Annotated in this window: 17 protein-coding genes and 2 tRNA genes; 14 read left to right on the forward strand and 5 right to left on the reverse strand. The window is 61.1% G+C overall.

What is annotated here, in order from left to right; translation table 11 throughout:
- Positions 1 to 158 precede the first annotated feature (158 nt).
- Positions 159 to 968 (forward strand): BPSS1780 family membrane protein, encoded by an 810-nt coding sequence (locus LAD35_RS16345; protein ID WP_224150042.1) that lies wholly within the window; start codon positions 159 to 161, stop codon positions 966 to 968.
- Between the two features lie 66 nt (positions 969 to 1,034).
- On the opposite strand, the gene LAD35_RS16350 is transcribed toward LAD35_RS16345, so the two are convergent.
- Together LAD35_RS16350 and LAD35_RS16355 are read right to left on the reverse strand one after the other, a co-directional pair.
- On the reverse strand, positions 1,035 to 2,132 hold the full coding sequence (locus LAD35_RS16350; protein WP_224150043.1) for an FUSC family protein: 1,098 nt from the start codon (positions 2,130 to 2,132) through the stop codon (positions 1,035 to 1,037).
- 380 nt (positions 2,133 to 2,512) lie between these two features.
- Positions 2,513 to 4,981 (reverse strand): UvrD-helicase domain-containing protein, encoded by a 2,469-nt coding sequence (locus LAD35_RS16355; protein ID WP_224150044.1) that lies wholly within the window; start codon positions 4,979 to 4,981, stop codon positions 2,513 to 2,515.
- Between the two features lie 345 nt (positions 4,982 to 5,326).
- On the opposite strand from LAD35_RS16355, the gene LAD35_RS16360 reads away from it, so the two are divergent.
- The 9 genes from LAD35_RS16360 to LAD35_RS16400 all read left to right on the forward strand — a co-directional run bounded on the left by LAD35_RS16360 (position 5,327) and on the right by LAD35_RS16400 (position 13,515).
- Positions 5,327 to 6,304: a GMP reductase gene (locus LAD35_RS16360; RefSeq protein ID WP_224150045.1), complete on the forward strand. Its 978-nt coding sequence runs from the start codon at positions 5,327 to 5,329 to the stop codon at positions 6,302 to 6,304.
- 237 nt (positions 6,305 to 6,541) lie between these two features.
- Positions 6,542 to 6,617, forward strand: a tRNA-Lys gene (locus LAD35_RS16365).
- Between the two features lie 65 nt (positions 6,618 to 6,682).
- Positions 6,683 to 6,758, forward strand: a tRNA-Lys gene (locus LAD35_RS16370).
- A 173-nt stretch (positions 6,759 to 6,931) separates the two neighbouring features.
- On the forward strand, positions 6,932 to 7,432 hold the full coding sequence (locus LAD35_RS16375) for a copper chaperone PCu(A)C (protein ID WP_224150046.1): 501 nt from the start codon (positions 6,932 to 6,934) through the stop codon (positions 7,430 to 7,432).
- A gap of 90 nt (positions 7,433 to 7,522) precedes the next feature.
- A protein-coding gene (locus LAD35_RS16380; protein ID WP_377780711.1) for an IS3 family transposase occupies positions 7,523 to 8,781 on the forward strand; the annotation gives its coding sequence in 2 pieces (ribosomal slippage) (positions 7,523 to 7,871 and positions 7,871 to 8,781; 1,260 coding nt in all).
- Between the two features lie 348 nt (positions 8,782 to 9,129).
- Positions 9,130 to 10,035 carry a hypothetical protein gene (locus LAD35_RS16385; RefSeq protein WP_224150048.1) on the forward strand — a complete coding sequence of 302 codons (906 nt, stop codon included), beginning with the start codon at positions 9,130 to 9,132 and terminating at the stop codon, positions 10,033 to 10,035.
- A gap of 12 nt (positions 10,036 to 10,047) precedes the next feature.
- Positions 10,048 to 10,587 (forward strand): GTP-binding protein, encoded by a 540-nt coding sequence (locus tag LAD35_RS16390; protein WP_224150049.1) that lies wholly within the window; start codon positions 10,048 to 10,050, stop codon positions 10,585 to 10,587.
- Positions 10,588 to 10,772: 185 nt separating this feature from the next.
- Positions 10,773 to 12,014, forward strand: coding sequence for a multidrug effflux MFS transporter (locus tag LAD35_RS16395; protein WP_224150050.1), 1,242 nt, complete (start codon positions 10,773 to 10,775; stop codon positions 12,012 to 12,014).
- Positions 12,015 to 12,253: 239 nt separating this feature from the next.
- A protein-coding gene (locus LAD35_RS16400; protein WP_396022754.1) for an IS3 family transposase occupies positions 12,254 to 13,515 on the forward strand; the annotation gives its coding sequence in 2 pieces (ribosomal slippage) (positions 12,254 to 12,611 and positions 12,611 to 13,515; 1,263 coding nt in all).
- Between the two features lie 25 nt (positions 13,516 to 13,540).
- Here LAD35_RS16400 and LAD35_RS16405 read toward each other — a convergent pair.
- Positions 13,541 to 15,577 carry a DEAD/DEAH box helicase gene (locus LAD35_RS16405; protein WP_224150051.1) on the reverse strand — a complete coding sequence of 679 codons (2,037 nt, stop codon included), beginning with the start codon at positions 15,575 to 15,577 and terminating at the stop codon, positions 13,541 to 13,543.
- Between the two features lie 394 nt (positions 15,578 to 15,971).
- Here LAD35_RS16405 and LAD35_RS16410 point away from each other — a divergent pair, with 394 nt between their 5' ends.
- On the forward strand, positions 15,972 to 16,721 hold the full coding sequence (locus LAD35_RS16410) for a hypothetical protein (RefSeq protein ID WP_224150052.1): 750 nt from the start codon (positions 15,972 to 15,974) through the stop codon (positions 16,719 to 16,721).
- Here LAD35_RS16410 and orn read toward each other — a convergent pair.
- Positions 16,714 to 17,325 carry an oligoribonuclease gene (gene orn / locus LAD35_RS16415; RefSeq protein ID WP_224150053.1) on the reverse strand — a complete coding sequence of 204 codons (612 nt, stop codon included), beginning with the start codon at positions 17,323 to 17,325 and terminating at the stop codon, positions 16,714 to 16,716. The genes LAD35_RS16410 and orn overlap by 8 nt on opposite strands.
- Between orn and LAD35_RS16420 the strand changes: the two genes are divergently transcribed.
- Genes LAD35_RS16420 through rsgA form a run of 3 tightly spaced genes read left to right on the forward strand, consistent with a single transcriptional unit; the run spans position 17,324 to position 20,009 of the window.
- Positions 17,324 to 18,673, forward strand: coding sequence for a M48 family metallopeptidase (locus LAD35_RS16420; RefSeq protein ID WP_224150054.1), 1,350 nt, complete (start codon positions 17,324 to 17,326; stop codon positions 18,671 to 18,673). The two genes, orn and LAD35_RS16420, sit on opposite strands and share 2 nt — an antisense overlap.
- A complete protein-coding gene (locus LAD35_RS16425; RefSeq protein ID WP_184707684.1) occupies positions 18,670 to 19,014 on the forward strand; it encodes a 4a-hydroxytetrahydrobiopterin dehydratase in 345 nt (114 codons plus the stop codon). The genes LAD35_RS16420 and LAD35_RS16425 overlap by 4 nt, the downstream gene beginning before the upstream one ends.
- A gap of 5 nt (positions 19,015 to 19,019) precedes the next feature.
- Positions 19,020 to 20,009 (forward strand): ribosome small subunit-dependent GTPase A, encoded by a 990-nt coding sequence (gene rsgA / locus LAD35_RS16430; RefSeq protein WP_224150055.1) that lies wholly within the window; start codon positions 19,020 to 19,022, stop codon positions 20,007 to 20,009.
- A 104-nt stretch (positions 20,010 to 20,113) separates the two neighbouring features.
- On the opposite strand, the gene LAD35_RS16435 is transcribed toward rsgA, so the two are convergent.
- A complete protein-coding gene (locus tag LAD35_RS16435) occupies positions 20,114 to 21,079 on the reverse strand; it encodes a LysR family transcriptional regulator (protein WP_224150056.1) in 966 nt (321 codons plus the stop codon).
- Positions 21,080 to 21,213 lie beyond the last annotated feature (134 nt).

Below are 21,213 nucleotides of genomic sequence, written 5' to 3' on the forward strand. Positions count from 1 at the left end.
GGACCAGCCATGCACCCCGGTGTAGCCAGGCCTGCCCGGCCCACTGCCCATGGCATGCCAATTCCTCACGCGCCCCCGCCCATCCGGGCATGGGTTACAGTGAACCATCCCCTTTTTGATTGATGTGCTGCGGCCACACGCTGCAGCCTGCTTTGTGCATGAAACTTCGTATCGCAACGGCCGCCCAGGGCGTTCATTGGGTGCGTGATGGATTTGCGGCCTTTCGCCAGCAACCCATAGCGCTCATCTCGCTGTTCTTCTTCTGCTTTCTGGTGCTGGGCATTGTGGGCGCGGTGCCCGTGATCGGCTTTGTACTGACTTTCGGCCTGGTACCCCTGTTTTCACTGTGCATGATGCTGGGCGCAGCATTGACCATGCAGGGCCAGAAACCAACGCTGCCGGTGGTGCTGCAGGCCATGCGCATGGAGCCAGCCCAGCGCAAGTCCTTCGTCATCCTGGGCGCCTTGTTTGTGCTTGGCCTGCTGCTGGCCGTGGGGCTTTCCACCCTGTTTGACGGCGGGGAGTTCGCGCGCATGTTCATTCTGGGAGAGCAGATCAAGCAGGAGGCACTGACCCAGTCCGGCGTGCAATTGGCTGCCCTCACGATGACGGTGATGTATCTGGCCCTGACTGCTGTTTTCTGGCACGCTCCGGGCCTCGTGTACTGGCACCGCGTGCCTGCTGTGAAGGCACTGTTTTTCAGTGTGGTGGCCTGCATGCGCAACATCGGTGCATTTGCCACCTATGGCCTGGTGTGGCTGGCGGTGAACGTGGGCGCACTCATTGCCCTAAGCCTGCTGGGCGGAATAGTGGCCTCGGTCGCTGGCGTTGCGGGCGGTGCAATTGTGCTGATTGCAGGCTCGCTGGTGCTGTCGGTGGTGTACTTTGTCTCGGTGGTCTTCAGCTTTCGAGACTGCTTTGATGCACCCGAGCAGCCAGCAGCACTGCCCACTACCCCGGCGGAATAAGGCAGAGTTGCAACGCAAGTTTCAATAGAATTTTCACGCAGGCGCGCTTCCCGAGCGCGCCTTTTGCTATTGTTTTTGATGCATCTTGCGCAAATGCGCCCGGTCGTCCATCGACGAGAAAACCACGGCAAAGACGATCCCCAGCGCCGCGCCCAAAATCGTGTCCATCACCCGCTCCTGCGGCATGCCGACGCTGGCCGCTGGTGAGGCCAGATGGGTCATCAACAGCGCCATCGGCGTGACCGTGATCTGGCCGAGCGCGTAGTTGTAGCCAATGATGATCTCGGTGACAAACTGAAAAGCAACGACGCAAACCGCAACCCACCAGAACGACGGCTCCTGCGCCAGGATGAGCCCCACCACGACTGCGCCAACCACCGTGCCAGCCATGCGTTGCAGCGCGCGGTTCATGGTGATGTGCAGGTGAGCCCCTTGCATGACCGCCGTGGCGCCGATGGCAGCCCACGCCGGGTGGTGCCACCCCAGGGCATGGGCGATGGCTGCCGACAGCCCTGCGCCAGCGGTGATGCGGCCTGCCGCCATCCACCCCGCCCGTAGCGATGGCACAGCGGCAGCAGGCATCTGGATACGTGGCAGCTCGGCACGGCGCATCCAGTCTGTGGCCCCGCACACGAGACAGGCCACGATCCCTCCAGCTACAGTGCCCAGGGTGCGCCCGCCCAGCGCCCCCCAGGTAGCAACGGGCGCCAGCGAAGCACCTGCCGCAAACACAAGAATGACCGCGCCCGGACCGCCTAGTTGCCAGCGGCTGACAACCAGGGTCGAGCCCCCCGCAATCAGCGCCAGCACCACCATCATCGCCCATGGTGGCGCACCCGCCAGCGACGCAAGCGATGGAATGAATACGGCCAACGCCAATAGCGCGGCACACACCACGACAATGCGCATGCGCTTTTCGACAGGCGCAAAGCGGCCGAACAAGGCCGCCAACGCACCCAGTGCCGGATAGCCTACCAGTTGCGGCCATGGTGACAAGCGCGCCACTGCCAGTGCCACCAGCACCGCCAATGCTGCCTGCAGCGCCGCTACGAGGGCAATGCGCAGCGAAGGCTGAGGCGCCAGGCTCAGGCTGTCGCGCAGCTGGCGGTGCGAAAACAGTTGCAGCAGGGCCTGGTGGCGGCGAAAGCTGGTGGAAGAAGACATGTGCAAGATTCCTTGTCGGCCAGGAAATCGTCCCCAAAAGGCCTGCAAGGCGGCTTGGCCATGGCCTTGGGCAAGCTGGGAATACTCCGGGAATCCCGGGCAGCAATTTCAGGCAGCTCGCGGTGATCGCCTGCTGACCCGGCAAGGCGCAGCTTGCTGCGCGACTCACGCAGATGTGAGCCGTTACTGCCTTGGGATACCCATATAGTATCCCAGGCAACCATTTTCTGCGCCCGCAAGGACTTTCGGCAATGCGCCCAGGCACTACCGGCGCGCGGCAGCATGCGCAAACAATATGCGAGCGCACACTGCCGAAGATGACCGCAGCGGCAGCTGGAACGAGACGCTATTTATTCAATACCGTCAGTGGTGCAGCCAGCCTACACCACCGTGAGCTTGGCAACCGACAGCGCCAGCCACTTGGTGCCATGGCGCGGAAAATGCACCTGCGCGCGCGCATCGTCGCCTGTGCCTTCCACCGCCAACACCTTGCCTTCGCCGAACTTGTTGTGAAACACCTGAATGCCCACCTTGATGCCATGCGCGGGCTCGGCCTTTTGGGCAGGGATCGGTGTCTTGCCCCACATGCTCATCGATGACTCTGCATTCCAGCTGCCAGCACCCGCCCCACGTGCGCTGCCCGATCCGGAGCCAAAGGCAAGGCTGCCCATGCCGCTGCCAAACCCCGAGTGCCTGGGCGTGAGCCATTTGAGCGCTTCTTCGGGCAGTTCGTCCAGAAAGCGGCTGCGCACGTTGTAGCGCGTGGTGCCGTGCAGCATGCGCGTCTGCGATGTGGAGAGGTAGAGGCGCTTGCGCGCACGGGTGATCGCCACATACATCAGGCGGCGCTCTTCCTCCAGCCCGCCCATGTCGCTCATCGCGTTTTCATGGGGAAACAGGCCCTCTTCCAGGCCTGCGATGAACACAGCGTCAAACTCCAGCCCCTTGCTGGCGTGTACGGTCATCAGTTGCACGGCGTCCTGCCCGGCCTGTGCCTGGTTGTCGCCCGCCTCCAGTGCAGCGTGCGTCAAAAAGGCCACCAACGGCGACAAGGTCTCGCCGGTGTCGGGGTTGATCATCTGCGCATTGCCCGCATCGGGCCGCGCATTCGGCAGTGGCGTGTCCAGTACCGGCGCATCCGGGTTCAGGCCCTGGCTCACCGGGCTCTGGCCCGCACCCGGAATGCCCATGGCCTCCTGCTCGTCGAGCGGAATCGCGACGGCATCCTTGCCAAAACCCTCCTGCGTGACAAAGCTCTCGGCAGCTGTCACCAGTTCACCCAGGTTGTCGATGCGGTCGGCACCTTCCTTTTCCGTCTGGTAGTGCTCGATCAGGCCACTGGCCTGCAGCATCTTCTCGATCGTCTCACGCAAGGTCTTGCCCTGGGTTTCTTCGCGCAGTACATCGATCAGCGCCACAAAAGCCTGCAGCTTGGTGCCCGCCTTGCCCGCCACGGCTGTCACCGCGTCGTACAGCGAGCAGCCTGCCGCCTGCGCGCCTTCCTGCAACTGCTCGGTGGTGCGCGCACCAATGCCGCGTGGCGGAAAATTCACCACTCGCATGAAGCTGGTGTCATCGTGCGGGTTTTCCAAAAGTCGCAGATAGGCCAGCGCGTGCTTGATTTCGGCCCGTTCGAAAAAGCGCAGGCCCCCATACACCCGGTAAGGCACGCCTGCATTGAACAGGCTGGTTTCCAGAATCCGGCTTTGCGCATTGCTGCGGTAGAGCACGGCAATCTCGCTGCGCGCCACATCGTCGCTTTTGACCAGTGACTTGATCTCGTCCACCATCCACTGCGCCTCGGCCAGATCGGTCACGCTCTCCGACACCCGCACCGGCTCGCCCGGCCCCTGATCAGTGCGCAGGTTCTTGCCCAGGCGGTGGCTGTTGTGGCTGATGAGGGCGTTGGCCGAATCGAGGATGTTGCTGTAGCTGCGGTAGTTCTGCTCCAGCTTGATCTGCTGGCGCACATCGAATTCGCGCACGAAATCCTGCATATTGCCCACGCGCGCACCACGGAAGGCATAGATGCTCTGGTCGTCGTCGCCCACAGCAATCACGCTGCTGCTTGACTCAAAGCGCCCACCCACCACATCGCCAGCCAGTTGCTTGAGCCACAGGTACTGCAGCCGGTTCGTATCCTGGAACTCGTCCACCAGGATATGGCGGAAACGGTGCTGGTAATGCTGGCGGATCGGTGCGTTGTCGCGCAGCAGCTCATAGCTGCGCAGCATCAACTCGCCAAAATCAACCACACCTTCGCGCTGGCACTGCTCTTCGTACAGCTGGTACAGCTCCACCTTCTTGCGCTCTGCCATGTCGCGCGCCTGCACATCGGCCGGGCGCAGGCCCTCTTCCTTGCAGCCACTGATGAAATACTGCAGTTGCTTGGGCGGCAGCGATTCCTCGTCGACATTGAACTGCTTGCACAAGCGCTTGACCGCCGAGAGCTGATCCTGCGTGTCGAGAATCTGAAAGGTTTGCGGCAGGTTGGCCGATTTATGGTGCGCACGCAGCATGCGGTTGCACAGGCCGTGGAATGTGCCAATCCACATGCCGCGCACATTGATCGGCAGCATGGCAGACAGGCGCGTGAGCATTTCCTTGGCCGCCTTATTGGTAAAGGTGACAGCCAGAATGCCACCCGGCGTGGCGCGGCCTGTCTGCAGCAGCCAGGCAATGCGGGTAGTGAGCACGCGCGTCTTGCCGGAGCCAGCGCCAGCCAGGATCAGCGCGTGGCCGGCAGGCAGGGTGACGGCGGCGAGCTGCTCTTCATTGAGCCCATTGAGCAGTGGCAGGTGTGCGGAAGCGGGCGCAGGCGGGGCGGCAAACAAATCATTCGAATCCATTCCGCTATTGTAGGGAGCCGGCACCAGGCAACGCCCAGGCTGGCAGACCCCTTAGAACGTGTTGACGATCTCTACGCAGCCGAGGAGATCGTCAACACGTTCTTAAACACGACTGGCAAGTACCGCACTCACCACCAAGGCTTTTGCCCCAGCGACGCTTGCTGTTAGAATCAATCACCGGGCCCAAGATTCTTGTGACCCGGTTTTTTTGTGCCTGCGCCAGCAGGAATGGTGCATCCCCTCGTGCGAGATGCACCCGCAAAACCGGTTTCCAAGCCAAGCGCCTTTTGCTATGCAATCGCTGCGAAACAGTTCGCGGCAACCTCTCATGGAGCTTGGAATCAAATGGAAATCTTCGACTACGACAATATCCTTCTGCTGCCCCGCAAGTGCCGCGTGGAAAGCCGCTCGGAATGCGACACCAGCGTGGAACTGGGCAATCGCAGCTTCAAGCTGCCGGTCGTGCCCGCCAACATGAAGACCGTGGTGGACGAGAAAATCTGCACCTTCCTGGCGCAGAACGGCTTCTTCTACGTGATGCACCGCTTCGACATCGACAACGTGGCCTTCACCAAGGACATGCAAGGCAAGGGCCTGTTCGCATCGATCTCGCTGGGCGTGAAGCAACCCGACTACGACACGGTGGACCGCTTCGTGGCCGAAGGCATCTGCCCCGAATACATCACCATCGACATCGCGCACGGCCATGCCGACAGCGTAAAGAATATGATCCAGTACCTGAAGGCCAAGATTCCTGCCGCCTTCGTGATCGCCGGCAACGTGGGCACGCCCGAAGCCGTGATCGACCTGGAAAACTGGGGCGCTGACGCCACCAAGGTCGGCATCGGCCCTGGTAAGGTCTGCATCACCAAGCTCAAAACGGGTTTTGGCACGGGTGGCTGGCAGCTGTCGGCCCTCAAGTGGTGTGCCCGCGTTGCCACCAAGCCCATCATCGCCGACGGCGGTATCCGCAGCCATGGCGACATTGCCAAGAGTGTGCGTTTCGGCGCCACCATGGTCATGGTTGGCTCACTGTTTGCCGGCCATGAAGAGTCACCCGGAAAGACGGTCGAAGTCGATGGCGAACTGTTCAAGGAGTACTACGGCTCGGCATCGGACTTCAACAAGGGCGAGTACAAGCACGTGGAAGGCAAGCGCATTCTGGAGCCCGTCAAAGGCAAGCTGGCAGACACCCTGACCGAGATGCAGCAGGATGTGCAATCATCCATCAGCTACTCGGGCGGCAAGAAGCTCATGGATATCCGCAAGGTCAACTACGTCATTCTGGGCGGCGACAACGCAGGCGAGCACCTGCTGATGTAACCCTGATGGGCGCAGGGGTGCCTTGTTCGCCGGGTCCCGTCAAGTACCGAAAAAACAAGGCACCAGCGCTGTACCGAAAAGCGCAGATAGCTATCCTATCGATAGCATTCTCTGCCATAGCCACTCCTGGGTGATCGCAAAAAACAAAAGCCAATGACCACGTTTTCCCTGACAAGCGTAAAAATTGGTGCATAATACAAGGCTTGCTGCAGCACACAGCTGCAAGCAAACAAATGTGGGCTCTTAGCTCAGTTGGTAGAGCAGCGGACTCTTAATCCGTTGGTCGAGTGTTCGAATCACTCAGGGCCCACCACATTTTTCAGCGATTGGCTTCTTGCCGGTTGCAACCGGATCAGACACCTCACGGTGCATGGTTACGGGCTCTTAGCTCAGTTGGTAGAGCAGCGGACTCTTAATCCGTTGGTCGAGTGTTCGAATCACTCAGGGCCCACCAGACACGGCCTAGGCTTCTTGCCTAGGCCGTTTTCTTTTGCCTGCTCCACACCAACACCCTCACCCGCATGCGTGATGGAAGCCAGACTTGTAGAATGGGCTGGATCAGCTCCCCGCAGTGCGGGCACCTTGCCTGCCCTGCATCCTCTCCCTCCTCTTCATCCTATAGCCGCCATGCCTCGCCTGCTACGCCCCCTGCTCGCCACCATTGCATTTGCTGCCGCCAGCAGCGCATTCGCCCACGTCTCGGTCAGCAACGCCTGGGCGCGCGCGTCGGTGGCCGGGCAACAAGCCACGGGGGTGTTCATGGATCTGCGCTCCGGCCATGACAATGCCAAGCTGGTTGGAGTCAAGACCGAGGCAGCGGCATCTGCCGAAATCCACGAAATGAGCATGCAGGACAACGTCATGAAGATGCGTGCCGTACAGAGTGTGGACCTGCCCAACGGCCAGACCGTCAACCTCAAGCCGGGCGCTTTCCACATCATGCTGATGGGCCTGAAACAACCGCTGAATGCTGGCGACAACGTGCAGCTCACGCTGGAGGTGGTGCACGAAGACGGCCTCAAGGAAAGCATCGCGGTGACGGCACCGGCACGCGCCCTCAACAGCGGCGCGCCCGCTGCCAAGTCGGGCGGCGGCGACGCACACCAGCACGGCGCGCACCAGCACTGATTGCTGCCAACTGCAACACGCCCTATCTCCTGCCAGTGACCCGTCCTGAATTGGGTTGACACCTTTCTGAAGAACAGAAAGGAAAGTCAAATGGAACAGTGGGTTAAGAGAACGCAACGGGACTACACGCTGGCTTTTAAACTCGCAGTAGTCGATCAAGTAGAAAGAGGTGAGCTGACCTACCGGCAGGCCCATGAGCGGTACGGAATCCAGGGCGCCTCAACTGTACTGGTGTGGCTTCGCAAGCACGGACGGCAGGACTGGAAAGCTGCATCATCAAGGGGCAAAGGATTACAGAAGATGCCTGAATCGCCCAAGCTGCTGACTCCAGAGCAGCGCATCAAGGAGCTGGAAGTGCAACTGAAAGAAGCCCGCGAGAAAGCGGCCTTCTTTGAAGCGGTAGTGAACGTGCTCAAGCGCGACTACGGAGTCCAAGTCACAAAAAAGCCTGCGGGCAAGTCCTCACGCAAAAGCTCGTCAAAGGGTTAAGCGTCACGAGGGCTTGCCGCTACATGGGAATCAGCCGCCAAGCGCACTACAAGCGCCTGGTCTGCCAGCGTGCACGCAGCGAGCGGGACAAGGCGGTGGTGGAGTTGGCCAGTGAAGAGAGGCGCCATCAGCCACGCATTGGCACGCGCAAACTGCTGCACTTGCTCAAGCCGCCGCTTGAACAGGCGGGAATCCAGATCGGGCGCGATGCACTGTTCATTGTCCTGCGCCAAGCACGCATGCTGGTACTGCCACGGCATGCGTACCACAAGACCACCAATAGCCATCATCACTACCGCAGGCACCCCAATCTACTCAAGGAGGGCCCGACCAAAACAGTGGCAAGTGGTTGTGAGCAGCTATGGGTCGCTGACATCACGTATCTACCCACCAAGGAGAAGACTGCCTATCTGAGCCTGGTGACCGATGCCTACTCGCGCAAGATCGTGGGCTGGCACGTGCACGATAGTCTGGAGACCAAGCAGGTCAGCCAAGCGTTGAAGATGGCACTGCGTCAGCGGCGAACAGATCAGCCGCTCGTACACCACTCTGATAGAGGTGTTCAGTACTGCTCGGCTCAATACCAGCGCATCCATGCACGCAACCGCATCACCTGCTCCATGACCGATGGCTACGATTGCTACCAAAACGCTCTGGCTGAGCGGGTCAATGGAATCCTCAAGATGGAATACTTGTTGCAACGACCTGCCGATCTCTCGCAGGCCCGCACCATGGTGGGCGAATCGGTACGGCTGTACAACGAGCGTCGGCCGCACCTGTCCCTAAAATACAAAACGCCCGATGCAATACATCGGGCGTCTCTCGCCAACCAGCTTGGGCTGGAGATTAGTCGCGAATAGGTGTCAACCTATGACAGGACGAGTCACAGCCGCTGCAATCCAGCGGCTTTTCTTTTGCCCGGACTGCCAAAGGCCATGAACCGCAGTGCGACATATGGATTTTCGCGCCGTTGCAGTGTTACCTTTGCGCACAGGTTACATTTGTCTTGTAATAAGGGTTTTCACTAATTTCCACAGGGAAAATTCGATTAATTCAATAACCAATTTGTTCTCCATTGGTTTGAATTATTGACATTCATTTACAACCTTTGAAAATGTATTTACCTGCAAGCGGAGAGCAAGAAATAGCAGGCACAGTAATGCCTGTCATTTCCGAGATTGAACATGTTGCTGCATGGGAGAGTATGAATGTCTGACCTGATTTTGCATGCCGCCCATTTGAGTGAAGCACATCAACTGCGCTTTAGTTATTTGTTTGACGTGGCCGCCAAGCGCTGGCGCGATAGCCAGGCCACAGGCTCTGCCAAGCCGGCCACCGAGCTCTGGGTAGTGGACGCCCAGAGTGCGTCCGAAGCCATCAGCAAGCGCCCTGATAACGCGTGCGTCCTGTTGATTGCCAGCGACGACCAAGCCGATGCCCTGCGTGCGCAATGGCCACACCAGATCGATGGCCAGCTGCCGCCTGATTACAGCGTGGGCCGCCTCACGCAGATGCTTGAGCAGATGAGCCTGCAGGCCCACAGCAAACGTCTGCGCGAAACGGTAAAGAATCGCCGCATGCAAGGCATGACCACACCGCACAACGTGCAGATCAAGAACGCGGATGCTGCCTTCCTGAAGGCGACAGAGCTGGACATGGCTCCCGCGCCAGTCTCTGCTGCCATGACCGATGTACCGGCAGTCTCCACCTATACGGCATCAGACACCGAGCCTGTGGCCGGCACCCGCTTTCGCATCAGACGCTGGACGCAATTGACCGGCAGCATGGCCGGACAGGCGCACCGCCAGATTCTGGCGGCCTTGATTTCCGGTGAACGCACCCTGGAGGAGTTGGGCGAGCGCGCGCCACTGGACCGCGCCGAGCTGCTGCGCCTGCTGCAGGTCCTGCGCGGCAAGGGTGTCCTGGTGGAATTGCATCCACTGGCGCCCCTGCCTCCTGCATTTGCCGAAACGGTACAGGCATCGGCAGTGCCAGAGGCTGCAACTGCAGCCACCCTGCAAAGCCAGGGTATTGCACGGGGCCTGTTCCGCCAGCTCAGCCGCTGGATCGGCCAGAACCGCAATGCCAACGATTCCGGCACGACCTCCACCTAAAGTCAGACTCGCATGCAACACCTCATCAAACGCATCGTACTGGTCGGCCCCATGGGCATTGGCAAGACCACGGCCATTCGCAGCCTCTGCGGGAGTCTGGCCATCGAGTGCGAAGTGCCCAACCTCGACAAACAGGCCCACGCCAAGGAAACCACGACCGTGGGCCTGGATTTTGGCGAGATCAAGCTGGACGACAATGACACCTTGCAGGTGTATGGCTGCCCCGGCCAGGAACGCTACGATTTCGTGCGCGAGTGGGCGCTGTCACTGGCCTTTGGTGCGATTGTCATGGTCGATATCCATGAGCCCAATGCCCTGGAGCACACCGCAACCCTGATCCAGCAGTGCTTCCGCTCCCCCAAACTGCAGGTGGTGGTGGTATTGATCTCGCGCCCTGCATCGGCGGCGCAGCAGGAAATGTTCACCGTACGCCTGTCCAACTATCCACAATGTGCAGTGCCGGTGCTCAGTGCCGACCCTCGCAACCCGGCGCAGATGCTCGACACCCTCGACATCATCGCCGCCATGCTGCTAGACGAAACCCCGGCCTGACCCGCCACCTGCGGGGTGCGACATACCAGAGCGACTGCACAGACCCGTGGCTTCGGGTAAGCTGCAGCGCTGTCCCTGAGAACCTGCGCTGATGCCTGTGCGGCAATGGCGGCTGGCGCCTCTCCTCCCTCTTTTTCTGCCTTTGACACCGGCGCCACCCGCTGCAAGCGCGTGGCGCGCTTCCCATGAACGATCTCCGCTCTGCTACCGCCCCATCCAAACCCACACCCCAATGGGTTCTGGCGGTCATGCTGGCGCTTCTGGGCATGCTGGGGCCGTTCTCCATCGACACCTACCTGCCCGCATTCGACGGTATTGCGGCATCCCTGCAGGCCTCTCCGCTGCAGATGCAGCAGACGCTGTCAGCGTATCTGTTCGGCTTCGCCTTCATGAACCTGTTCCACGGCGCGCTGTCCGACAGCCTGGGCCGCCGCCCCGTGGTGCTGTGGGGGCTTGCAGCGTTTGCGCTGACCTCCGCAGGCTGCGCGCTCGCCCGGACACCTGAGCAGCTGATCCTGTTCCGCGCCCTGCAAGGCTGCACCACCGGCGCCGGCATCGTGGTGTCGCGCGCCGTGGTGCGCGACCTGTTTCCACCTGCACAAGCACAGCGGGTGATGAGCCAGATCACCATCTACTTCGGCATTGCCCCGGCCATTGCGCCCATGATTGGTGGCGCTTTCATTGCCTACGCCAGTTGGCAGTCCATCTTCTGGCTGCTGACGGTGATCGGCGTGCTGTTGTGGGCGTACAACTGGCGCCTGCTACCCGAGAGCCTGCCTCCCGCCAAGCGCCAGCCCTTTGACCTGAAGAACCTGATGCGTGGCTACTGGCAGTTGTGCACCAGCCCACGTTTTCTGCTGTTGGCCGCAGCCAGCGGCGTGCCTTTCAATGGCATGTTCATCTATATCCTGTCGGCGCCTACGTTCCTGGGTACGCACATGAAGATGCAGCCCACCCAGTTCTTCTGGTTCTTCCTGTGCACCATCGGCGGCATCATGGCGGGCGCCTGGGTCAGCGGCCGTCTGGCGGGCAAGATACCTCCCAAGCGCCAGGTGCGCCACGGGTTCCTGATCATGTTCGTGACCTCCAGCATCTATCTGCTGCTGAACCTGGTACTGCCGCCCCACCCCGCCTGGGCGCTCGTACCGCTGGGCATTTATTCGTTTGGCTGGGCCTTGATGACCCCCGTAGTGACCTTGCTGGTGCTCGATCTGCATCCTGAACGCCGTGGCCTCGCCTCTTCGCTGCAGGCCGTGGTGTCTTCGGTTGCCAATGGACTGGTAGCCGGTGTACTGGCGCCACTGGTGATGGATTCCACCATCGCGCTGGCGGTTGCCTCAATGTGCCTGATGGCGGCCGGTCTCATCAGCTGGGTCTACTTTCACCACCGCTGGCCCGACATTGGCCGGCATTCTTCCAAGCATTGATCCTGAGAACGTGCTTACGATCTCCTCACGCCGCGACAGTGGCTTTGCGGGGTGCCCCTAGCCGGGCACATTCCCAAACCCACTGCCCCTATGAGTTGGAGTGAAATATGCAGATAGCGCTCATCCACAAAGCGCTTCTTGCTCCTAAAAAAAGAGCCTCCCGAAGGAAGCTCTTTTTGTTGTGCGTGACCCGTCCTGCCGGAGGTTGACACCTTTTCTTGAAGGAAAAGGCAAGTCTCATGGAATCAGGCTCCAAGCGAACCCAGAGGGACTACACGCTGGCTTTTAAGCTGGCAGTGGTCGAGCAGGTGGAAAAAGGCGAGTTGACATACAAGCAAGCGCAGACGCGCTATGGGATCCAGGGTCGATCAACGGTGCTGGTATGGCTGCGCAAGCATGGTCGCCAAGGTTGGGGGCGTGGTGCATCATGTGCAGCCATGCCCCCAGACAAAACGCCCCAAGCACTGACGCCCGAGCAGCAGATCAAGGCCTTGCAAGTGCAGCTCAAAGAGGCCAACGAGAAGGCCCAGCTGTTCGAGGCGATGCTTGATGTTCTGAAGAAGGACTATGGAGTGCGCGTCGTAAAAAAGCCTTCGGGCAAGTCCTCGCGCAGCGGCTCGTCCAAGGGCTGAGCGTGGCGAGGGCTTGCCGCTGCATGGGGCTGAGCCGGCAGGCGTACTACCAGGGCCAACGGCGCCACGCACGGCGTGAGAGCCGGGCCGAGGCGGTGGTGCAGCTGGTGCGCGATTGGCGGGTTCGCCAGCCCAGGCTGGGTACGCGCAAGTTGCACCATGTGCTGCGCGAGCCGCTGGGGCAGGCGGGTATCCGTCTGGGGCGCGATGCGCTGTTCGATGTGCTGCGCAACGCCCGAATGCTGGTGCCCGCACGGCGGGCGTACCACAAGACCACCGACAGCCATCACCGGCTTCGTCGTCATCCCAACCTGCTCAAGGCGGGCGAGCAGCAGGTGTGCGCCAGGGCCAGCGAGCAGGTCTGGGTGGCCGACATCACCTACCTGCCCACGGCTGACAAGTTCGTCTACCTGAGCCTGGTCACCGACGCCTACTCGCGCAAGATCGTGGGCTGGCATGTGCATGACAGCCTGCAAACCGAGCCGATGGCCCAGGCTCTGAAGATGGCCTTGCGTGCCCGCCAAAGCCACCAGCGCTTGGTGCACCACTCGGATCGGGGCATCCAGTACTGCTCGAGCTACTACCAGAGCATCCATCGGCGCCACGGCCTGTACTGCTCAATGACCGATGGCTACGACTGCTACCAGAACGCGCTGGCCGAGCGGGTCAACGGTATCCTCAAAGGCGAGCTGTTGCTGCAGCGGCCCGCCAACCTGGAGCAGGCCCGGCGCATGGTGGGCGAGTCGGTGAGGATCTACAACACCGAGCGTCCCCATCTATCGTTGAAAATGCAAACGCCCGATGCGGTGCATCGGGCGTCCTTGGCCGGCATCCGCCGGCTTGAATTACCGTCCCAGGTGTCAACCTAATCTAGGACGGGTCAGCGATCAATGATCAGCGGTTGCGCTCGGTGCGCTTGCGGTCACCCGCTGGTGCGTAAGGGCGGCCGCCACGGTCGCCAAAGCGGTTCTCACCGGCGCCACCTGGGCGGCGCGGCGCAAAATCGCCGCCGCCATGGCGCGGGCCTGCACTGCGCGGGCCACGGCTTTCACCACCGCCACCAAAGCGATCACTGCGCTCAGGGCGGTCACCACGTTCAAAGCGGCGGTCGGCAGGTGCACGGTCAAAGCTGCGGCCTTCGGGACGCGGTGCGCGATCCTGGAAGCGGTCGCCGCCACGGTCGTTGAAACGGTCGCCGCCGCGATCAGCACGCTGCTCAAAGCGTGGCGCGCGGTCGTCACGGTCAAAACGCGGACGGCTGTCGCCACCACGGTTGGCACCAAAGCCTTCACCAAAGCCAGGCTTGCGCGGTGCACCGCCAAAACCGCCAGGACGGGAGCCGCCGCCGCTGTCGCCAAATCCTGACTTGCGGCCATAGCCGTCGCCGTCGCGGCGGCCACCAAAGCCACGGTCACCACCACCACCAAAGCCGCCACGGCCTGGGCGGCCACGGTCGCCACCACGGCCACCGCGCGGACCTTCGCTGCGGGCTGGGAAGCGCTGGACTGGCTCCAGGCCAGGAATCACTTCGGGCTTGAACTGCTGCTTGGTATAACCTTCAATGTCGAACACGCGACGACGGTCACGGAACTCTGCAAAGGTCACCGCCAGACCGGAGCGGCCCGCGCGACCGGTACGGCCGATGCGGTGGGTATAGTCTTCCGCCTTCATGGGCAGGCCATAGTTGAAAACGTGGGTGATGGTGGGCACGTCGATACCGCGTGCCGCCACATCGGTAGCCACCAGAATCTGCACCTGGCCGTTGCGCAGCGCCATCAGGCGGCGGTTGCGCAGGCCCTGGCTCAATGCACCGTGCAGTGCCACCGCAGAAAAACCTTCCTGCTGCAGGTCATTGGCGAGGCCATCGCACTCCACTTGCGTGGATGCAAACACGATCGCCTGGTTGATCGAGGCATCACGCAGCCAGTGATCCAGCATCTTGCGCTTGTGGTCGGAGTTGTCGGCCCAGAACAGCACCTGCTTGATATTGGCGTGCTTTTCCTGCGGCGAATCAATGGTCAGCTTCTTCACACCCGCGCCGTTGTCGTGCATCACGCGCATGGCCAGTTGCTGGATGCGCGGTGCGAACGTGGCACTGAACATCATGGTCTGCTTGCGCTGGATGGTCAGTTGGTTGATTTCAGCCAGGTCGTCGGAGAAGCCCAGATCCAGCATGCGGTCGGCTTCGTCAACCACCAGGAACTGCACCTTGTCGAGCTTGATCTGCAGCGAACGCTGCAGGTCGAGCAGACGGCCAGGCGTTGCCACCACCAGGTCGGCGTTCTGCAGTTTTGCGATCTGCAGTTGGTAAGGCATGCCGCCTACCACGTTGGCGATGCGCAGGCCCTTGCAATGGCGCACCAGCTCGATGGCGTCATGCGCCACCTGCTGCGCCAGCTCGCGCGTTGGGCACAGAATCAGGGCGCCGGGCTGCGCTGCCTTGAAGTTGCGTGGGCTCAGCGGGTTCTTGCGCTTGGCGCGCTTGGGTGGCTGCTCGCCACGGGCCACCGCTTCGGCCGCCAGACGGTCGTGCTCCGCGCGCTCTGCCGCAGCGGCAGCAGCTTGCTGCTGGATCAAAGTGTGCAGCACGGGCAGCAGGAAGGCAGCGGTCTTGCCCGAGCCGGTCTGGCTCGACACCATCAGATCGGTGAAATGGTCAGACTCTTCGCCTTCGCCGTACATGGCCAAGGGAATGGCACGCTCTTGCACCGCGGTGGGCTGGGTGTAGCCCAGGTCCTTGACGGCCTGCACCAGCTCGGGCGCCAGGCCCAGCTCGACAAAGCCGTTGGGCTCGTCGGCCTGTGCTTCTACGGTTTCCGATTCGGTGGAATCAACGGAATCGGTGGATTCCATGTTTTCGACGTGATTTTCAGCGTCGGTAAAGTTTTGGGCAGGCGCGGCTTCGCCCTGCAGATGGAGGTCTTGCGTCATTTTGAAAAATAGCAATGGCGGGCCTCTGCGCGGTTCGCAACGCAGTTCCGGTCCGTTCATGGTTGTAAATACATCAACCATCAAACGGTATCGGCCAGAGTGTGTGCCGTGGGCTTGCTTCAAAACGGCCATGCTGCGAATCGCATGGCCTGGACGCCCAGAGAATGAAGGGAGATGTGCGTATCACCGCCGTAAGTGGCGGAAGGAAGCGTGGATTATCGCACGTTTCGGGTTTTCCCGCATCATGCCAAGGACATCTGTGATTCGAGGCGTCCATCTGCAAGCTCCAGAAGCCCGTGGCTTTGAAAAAGCCGGTGACCCAGGTCATTCTTGTCAGGCCAAGGCAAAGCTTCCACTACGATGTCTCCACACGCATCACAATCAGGAGACCGGCATGACCATGTGTTCACGAACTTTCATGGCTATCACTGGCCTGCTCGGGGCCGCCTTGCTGGCAGCTTGCGGTGGTGGCAGCGATAGCTCAGAAGAAGCCAGGGATTCCAGCGATTGTTTCAACACCGGTTTTTATCGCCAGGACACCCAGATCAATGTTACGCAGAGTAGCCGCTTGAACGACGCGCCCGCAGTGGAGTCTCGCTTTCTGCACTGGGTAACCAGCCAGAAAGAAGAGAATGGCATCAACACCATTTATGTCTCGCCAGACACCGGACGAGCCAGCATTCACTACTCCATCGAAGGTGGAGCGCTGCTGTACCACGGCTATAACGCGTTCAATATCGGTGCCACCAGCCGACAGAGCCTGACGCCGGCCCAACAGTCGGTGATCGCTATGACGCCCGGCCAGACCACTTCGCAGACCATCGTACAAACCGATAGCCGCTCGACAGCCGATCAGGAAATCAAGACCGTGACCACCCTGGCCTACACAAGAACTTACGAGGGCAGAGAGGCCATCAGCACCGCCCTCGGTCAGTTCGAGGCCTGCCGTTTCCTCACCACCATTGCTGCCAGCCCGGAAGGCAACCCCGACGCCAACAGCAATGCACAAACTACCTCCTGGGTGGCATCTGCAGGCACTTACCGCGGACTCACACTCAAAGAGCGCACCATCACCCGCCAGGCCGGCAAAACCGATACCTTGGTGACCGAGGCAAGCCGGGTCAATCAGTTCGACATCAGGTAGCTGACTCGGGCGCCAGCTGTAAAAAATGCGTCCGGTAGTACACCAGCTCGTCGATCGATTCATGCACATCGGCCAGCGCCGTGTGCTTTTGCGCCTTCTTGAAGCCGGTTACCACAGCTGGCTTCCAGCGCCGGGCCAACTCCTTGAGAGTGCTGACATCGACATTGCGATAGTGGAAATAGGCCTCCAGCTCCGGCATGTAGCGTGCGAGAAACCGGCGGTCCTGCCCGATGCTATTGCCGCACATCGGCACCTTGCCCTTGGGCACGTAACGCTTCATGAAGCGCAGCGCCTCCTTTTGCGCATCTTCCTCGGTCACGGTTGAGGCCTTGACACGCTCGGTCAGCCCACTTCTTCCGTGGGTGCCCCGGTTCCAGGCGTCCATCTTGCCCAACTCCTCATCGCTTTGGTGGATGGCAATCACCGGGCCTTCGATGCGCACGCTCAGGTCGGCATTGGTCACCACCAGCGCGATCTCGATCACACGGTGTTCTTCAGGGTTCAGTCCCGTCATCTCGCAGTCCAGCCAGACCAGGTTCAGGTCCGATTTGTCCAGCTGCGGCGCAGACTCTGGCGCGACGGCAGGGGTGTTCTTGTCTTGCATGCGAGTGATTGTCGCCGATGCCCTACACTTGATCGCTTTCCGTTTTTCAACAGCCCCACTCGTGACTTTATCGCTGTCGTTCACCCTGATCTTTGCTGCCGCGCTGGCGCTGGGCGTCCTGGTCAAACTCTGGCTCGCTTCGCGCCAGATGCGCCATGTGGCCGCCCACCGCAATGCGGTTCCCGCATTGTTTGCAGACCGCATCAGTCTGTCTGCCCACCAGAAAGCGGCCGATTACACCATCGCCAAAACCCGCTTTGGCCTGCTGGAGCTGGCACTTGGCACCGTGGTGCTGCTGGGCTGGACCTTGTTGGGCGGCCTTGATGCCCTGAACCACTGGCTGCTGGATGCCATGGGCGGCGGCATGCTGCAGCAACTGGCGCTGGTGGCCGTTTTTGCCTTGATCGGCGGGCTGATCGACCTGCCGGGCAGCTATTACCAGACCTTTGTCATCGAGCAGCGCTTTGGTTTCAACAAGATGACCCCGGGCCTCTGGCTGGGCGATCTGCTCAAGGGCGCGGCCATGGGCGCCATCATTGGCCTGCCGATCCTGGCTGTGATCCTGTGGCTGATGGGAGCCACCGGCCGCTGGTGGTGGCTGTGGGCCTGGGCCGTGTGGATGGGCTTCAATCTGTTGCTGATGGTGATCTACCCGGCTTTCATCGCTCCCCTCTTCAACAAGTTCCAGCCCCTGGAAGACGAATCGCTCAAAGCCCGCGTCACGGCATTGATGCAGCGCTGCGGCTTTTCCGCCAAGGGCCTGTTCGTGATGGATGGCAGCCGCCGCAGCCAGCACGCCAACGCTTACTTCACTGGTTTTGGCGCCAGCAAGCGTGTGGTGTTCTTCGATACCCTGCTACAAAAATTGAATGCCGACGAGGTGGACGCAGTGCTCGCGCACGAGCTGGGCCACTTCAAGCACAAGCACATCATCAAGCGCATGGTGGCGCTGTTTGCGCTCACCCTGCTGGGTTTTGCGCTGTTGGGCTGGCTGTCGGGCCAAGGCTGGTTCTACACCGGGCTGGGCGTCACGCCCAATTTCAACGTCCAAGGGGTGGCAGGTTCTGCCCCCAATGATGCGCTGGCGCTGCTGCTGTTCCTGCTGGCTGCGCCCGTGTTCAGCGGTTTTGTCGCGCCACTGATGGCGCATTCCTCGCGCACGCATGAGTTTGAAGCCGATGCCTATGCGGTACAGCAGACGCGCGCGCAGGATCTGCAATCTGCCCTGCTCAAACTGTACGAGGACAATGCCTCCACTCTGACCCCCGATCCGCTCTATGTGCGCTACTACTATTCGCACCCGCCCGCAGTGGAGCGGATCAGCCACATGCAACAATTGACACCATGACGCAATCCCATCTGCCCAAACAAGACTGGTCCGCCCAGACGCGCCGCGCCCTCACTGCCTCCGAGGTGGTGACACAACTGGGCCAGTTGCCCGGCTGGGTGCTGGCTGGTGATGGCGGCGACGTGGCAATCGAAAAAACCTTCCGTTTTGCCAATTACTACGAGACCATGGCCTTTGTGAACGGCGTGGCGCTGATCGCCCACACGCAGGATCACCATCCCGATCTGTCGGTGCACTACAACCGCTGCGTGGTGCGTTTCAATACGCACGATGTAAACGGCCTGTCTGCCACCGATTTTGAATGCGCGCGCCGAATCGAAGCGCTGCTGCAACTGGCCTGATCCCCATGGCAAAACACGGACGGCGCCCCGGCGCCCACGCGTCAGGCCAGGGCGATACCCAGACCGGCCTGGTCGTGGCCAGCTATGGCCGCCACTGCGTGGTGGAGACTCCCGACGGCGAGCGCCGCATCTGCCACCCGCGCGGCAAGAAAAGCCAGGCCGTGGTGGGCGACCATGTGCTTTGGCTCGCGCCACCGCCCGGCCAGGGCGACGAAGGCACGATCGAGAAGGTGCAGGAGCGCCGCAACGTCTTCTACCGCCAGGATGACATCCGCACCAAGACCTTTGCTGCCAATCTCGACCAGCTCCTGATTCTGATCGCCGCAGAGCCGGTGTTCAGCGAAGTGCAGCTGGCACGTGCCCTGATTGCCGCCGAGGCCGCGCACATCACGCCCATTATCGCCCTCAACAAGATGGATCTGGGCGAGCCCTTTCTGCGTGCCTGGGAACGGCTGGAACCCTACCGAACCATGCGCGACCAGGCGGACGACCCACCGCATTACACGGTGCTGCCATTTGCACTGGAAGGCGCGGACGAGGAGGATCGCGACGCCATCTACGGCCTGCTCGAAGGCAAGACCACCCTGGTGCTGGGTCCCTCGGGCGTGGGAAAAAGCACCTTGATCAACCTGCTGATTCCCGGTGCCAACGTGGCCACCAACGAGATTTCGCAGGCCCTCAACACCGGCAAGCACACCACCACGAGCACAACGCTGTACTGGGTGGATGAGGCGCGCACCACGGCCCTCATCGATTCGCCCGGGTTTCAGGAGTTTGGCCTCTACCATATCGCGCCCACCCAGCTGGCCGCCTGCATGCCCGACATTGGCGCCCACGCCAAGGAATGCAAGTTCTACAACTGCACGCACCTGCATGAGCCCGGCTGCGGCGTGATTGACGCGGTTACGAATGGCTCGGAGACCCTGCCCATCAGCGAAAACCGCTACCGCATCTACCGCGAATTGTTTGACGAACTCAACCTGAGCGCGTATTGAAGCCCGTGCCCTGCGCTAAAATTACTATTGATTTGATAGCATACTGCGCATACTGGGCGGGCGCACTCCATTGAAAAGACCGCAAACCGGGGAGCGGCCCCCGGTCAAGGCTGCAACCACGCCAGTGGCAACTGCTCAGCGTGCGTCAAATCCACGTGGGATTTCAGAAAATCCAGCACCGCCCGCGTGCGCGAAGGCAGCTGGTCAGGCTTGCCCAGGTATACGGCGTGGATGGGCTCCAGCACGCCCGTGTTGAAGGGCTCCAGCACCACTTTCAATCGGCCTGCAGCAATGTCGCTCCATGCATGAAAGAGTGACAATCTGGCAATACCCGCCCCCTCCACCGCCATGTTGCGCATCACGTCCCCGTCATTGACGCGCAGCGCCTCACCGATCGGCACATCCACTGCGCGGCCATCCACGGTAAACGGCCAATGGGGCACAGTGCGCTGGTAGTTCCAGCCGATGCGAATGTGGCGCGCCAGGTCCCCCGGATCCTGTGGCGTGCCGTGGGCAGCCAGATAGGACGGCGCGGCCACGATCACCTGGCGCGTGTAGCCAAGCAGCCGAGCCACCACGTCAGACGAGGGCAACTTGCCCCAGCGGATGGCAATGTCGGCCTGGGCCTCCATCAGATCCACGACATGGTCGGTAAAGCTCAAATCCAGTACCAACTCGGGATAGGTCTGCATCAAGCGCACCACCAAGGGAACCAGCAGCTTTTGCCCGGTGGATGAGCTGGAATTGATGCGCACAACGCCTTTGGGAACGCTGCGCAGCGAGGCCGCATTTTCCACATCGTTCAAATCCGCCAGCACGCGCTGGCCGCGCTCGTACAACTGGCAGCCTTCAGGCGTCAACTGCACGCGGCGTGTGCTGCGCAGCACCAGTTGAGCCCCCAGGCGCGCTTCGAGGCGGGCCACGATCTTGCTGATGGCCGAGGGCGACACGCCCAGATGGCGGGCTGCGGCCGAGAAGCTGCCCTTTTCCGCCACCTGCACAAACACTTCCAGTTCGCCGGAGCGGTTGATTTCAAACTGCGGGGCTGCAGCAGAACGGGTGGCTTGCATGGTTTTTCCTTGGCCAGGGAGCGGTTTATTTGTGCCACAGCAGCACAAATGCGTTTCCATTATTCCATCTACACAAAGGCAGTGCCAGTCACGACAATTCCTTCTTCCGGGTACGAAGCCCTCCGCTTACCCGC

This window comes from Comamonas odontotermitis, assembly GCF_020080045.1.
In the GTDB taxonomy this organism is placed as follows: domain Bacteria; phylum Pseudomonadota; class Gammaproteobacteria; order Burkholderiales; family Burkholderiaceae_C; genus Comamonas; species Comamonas odontotermitis.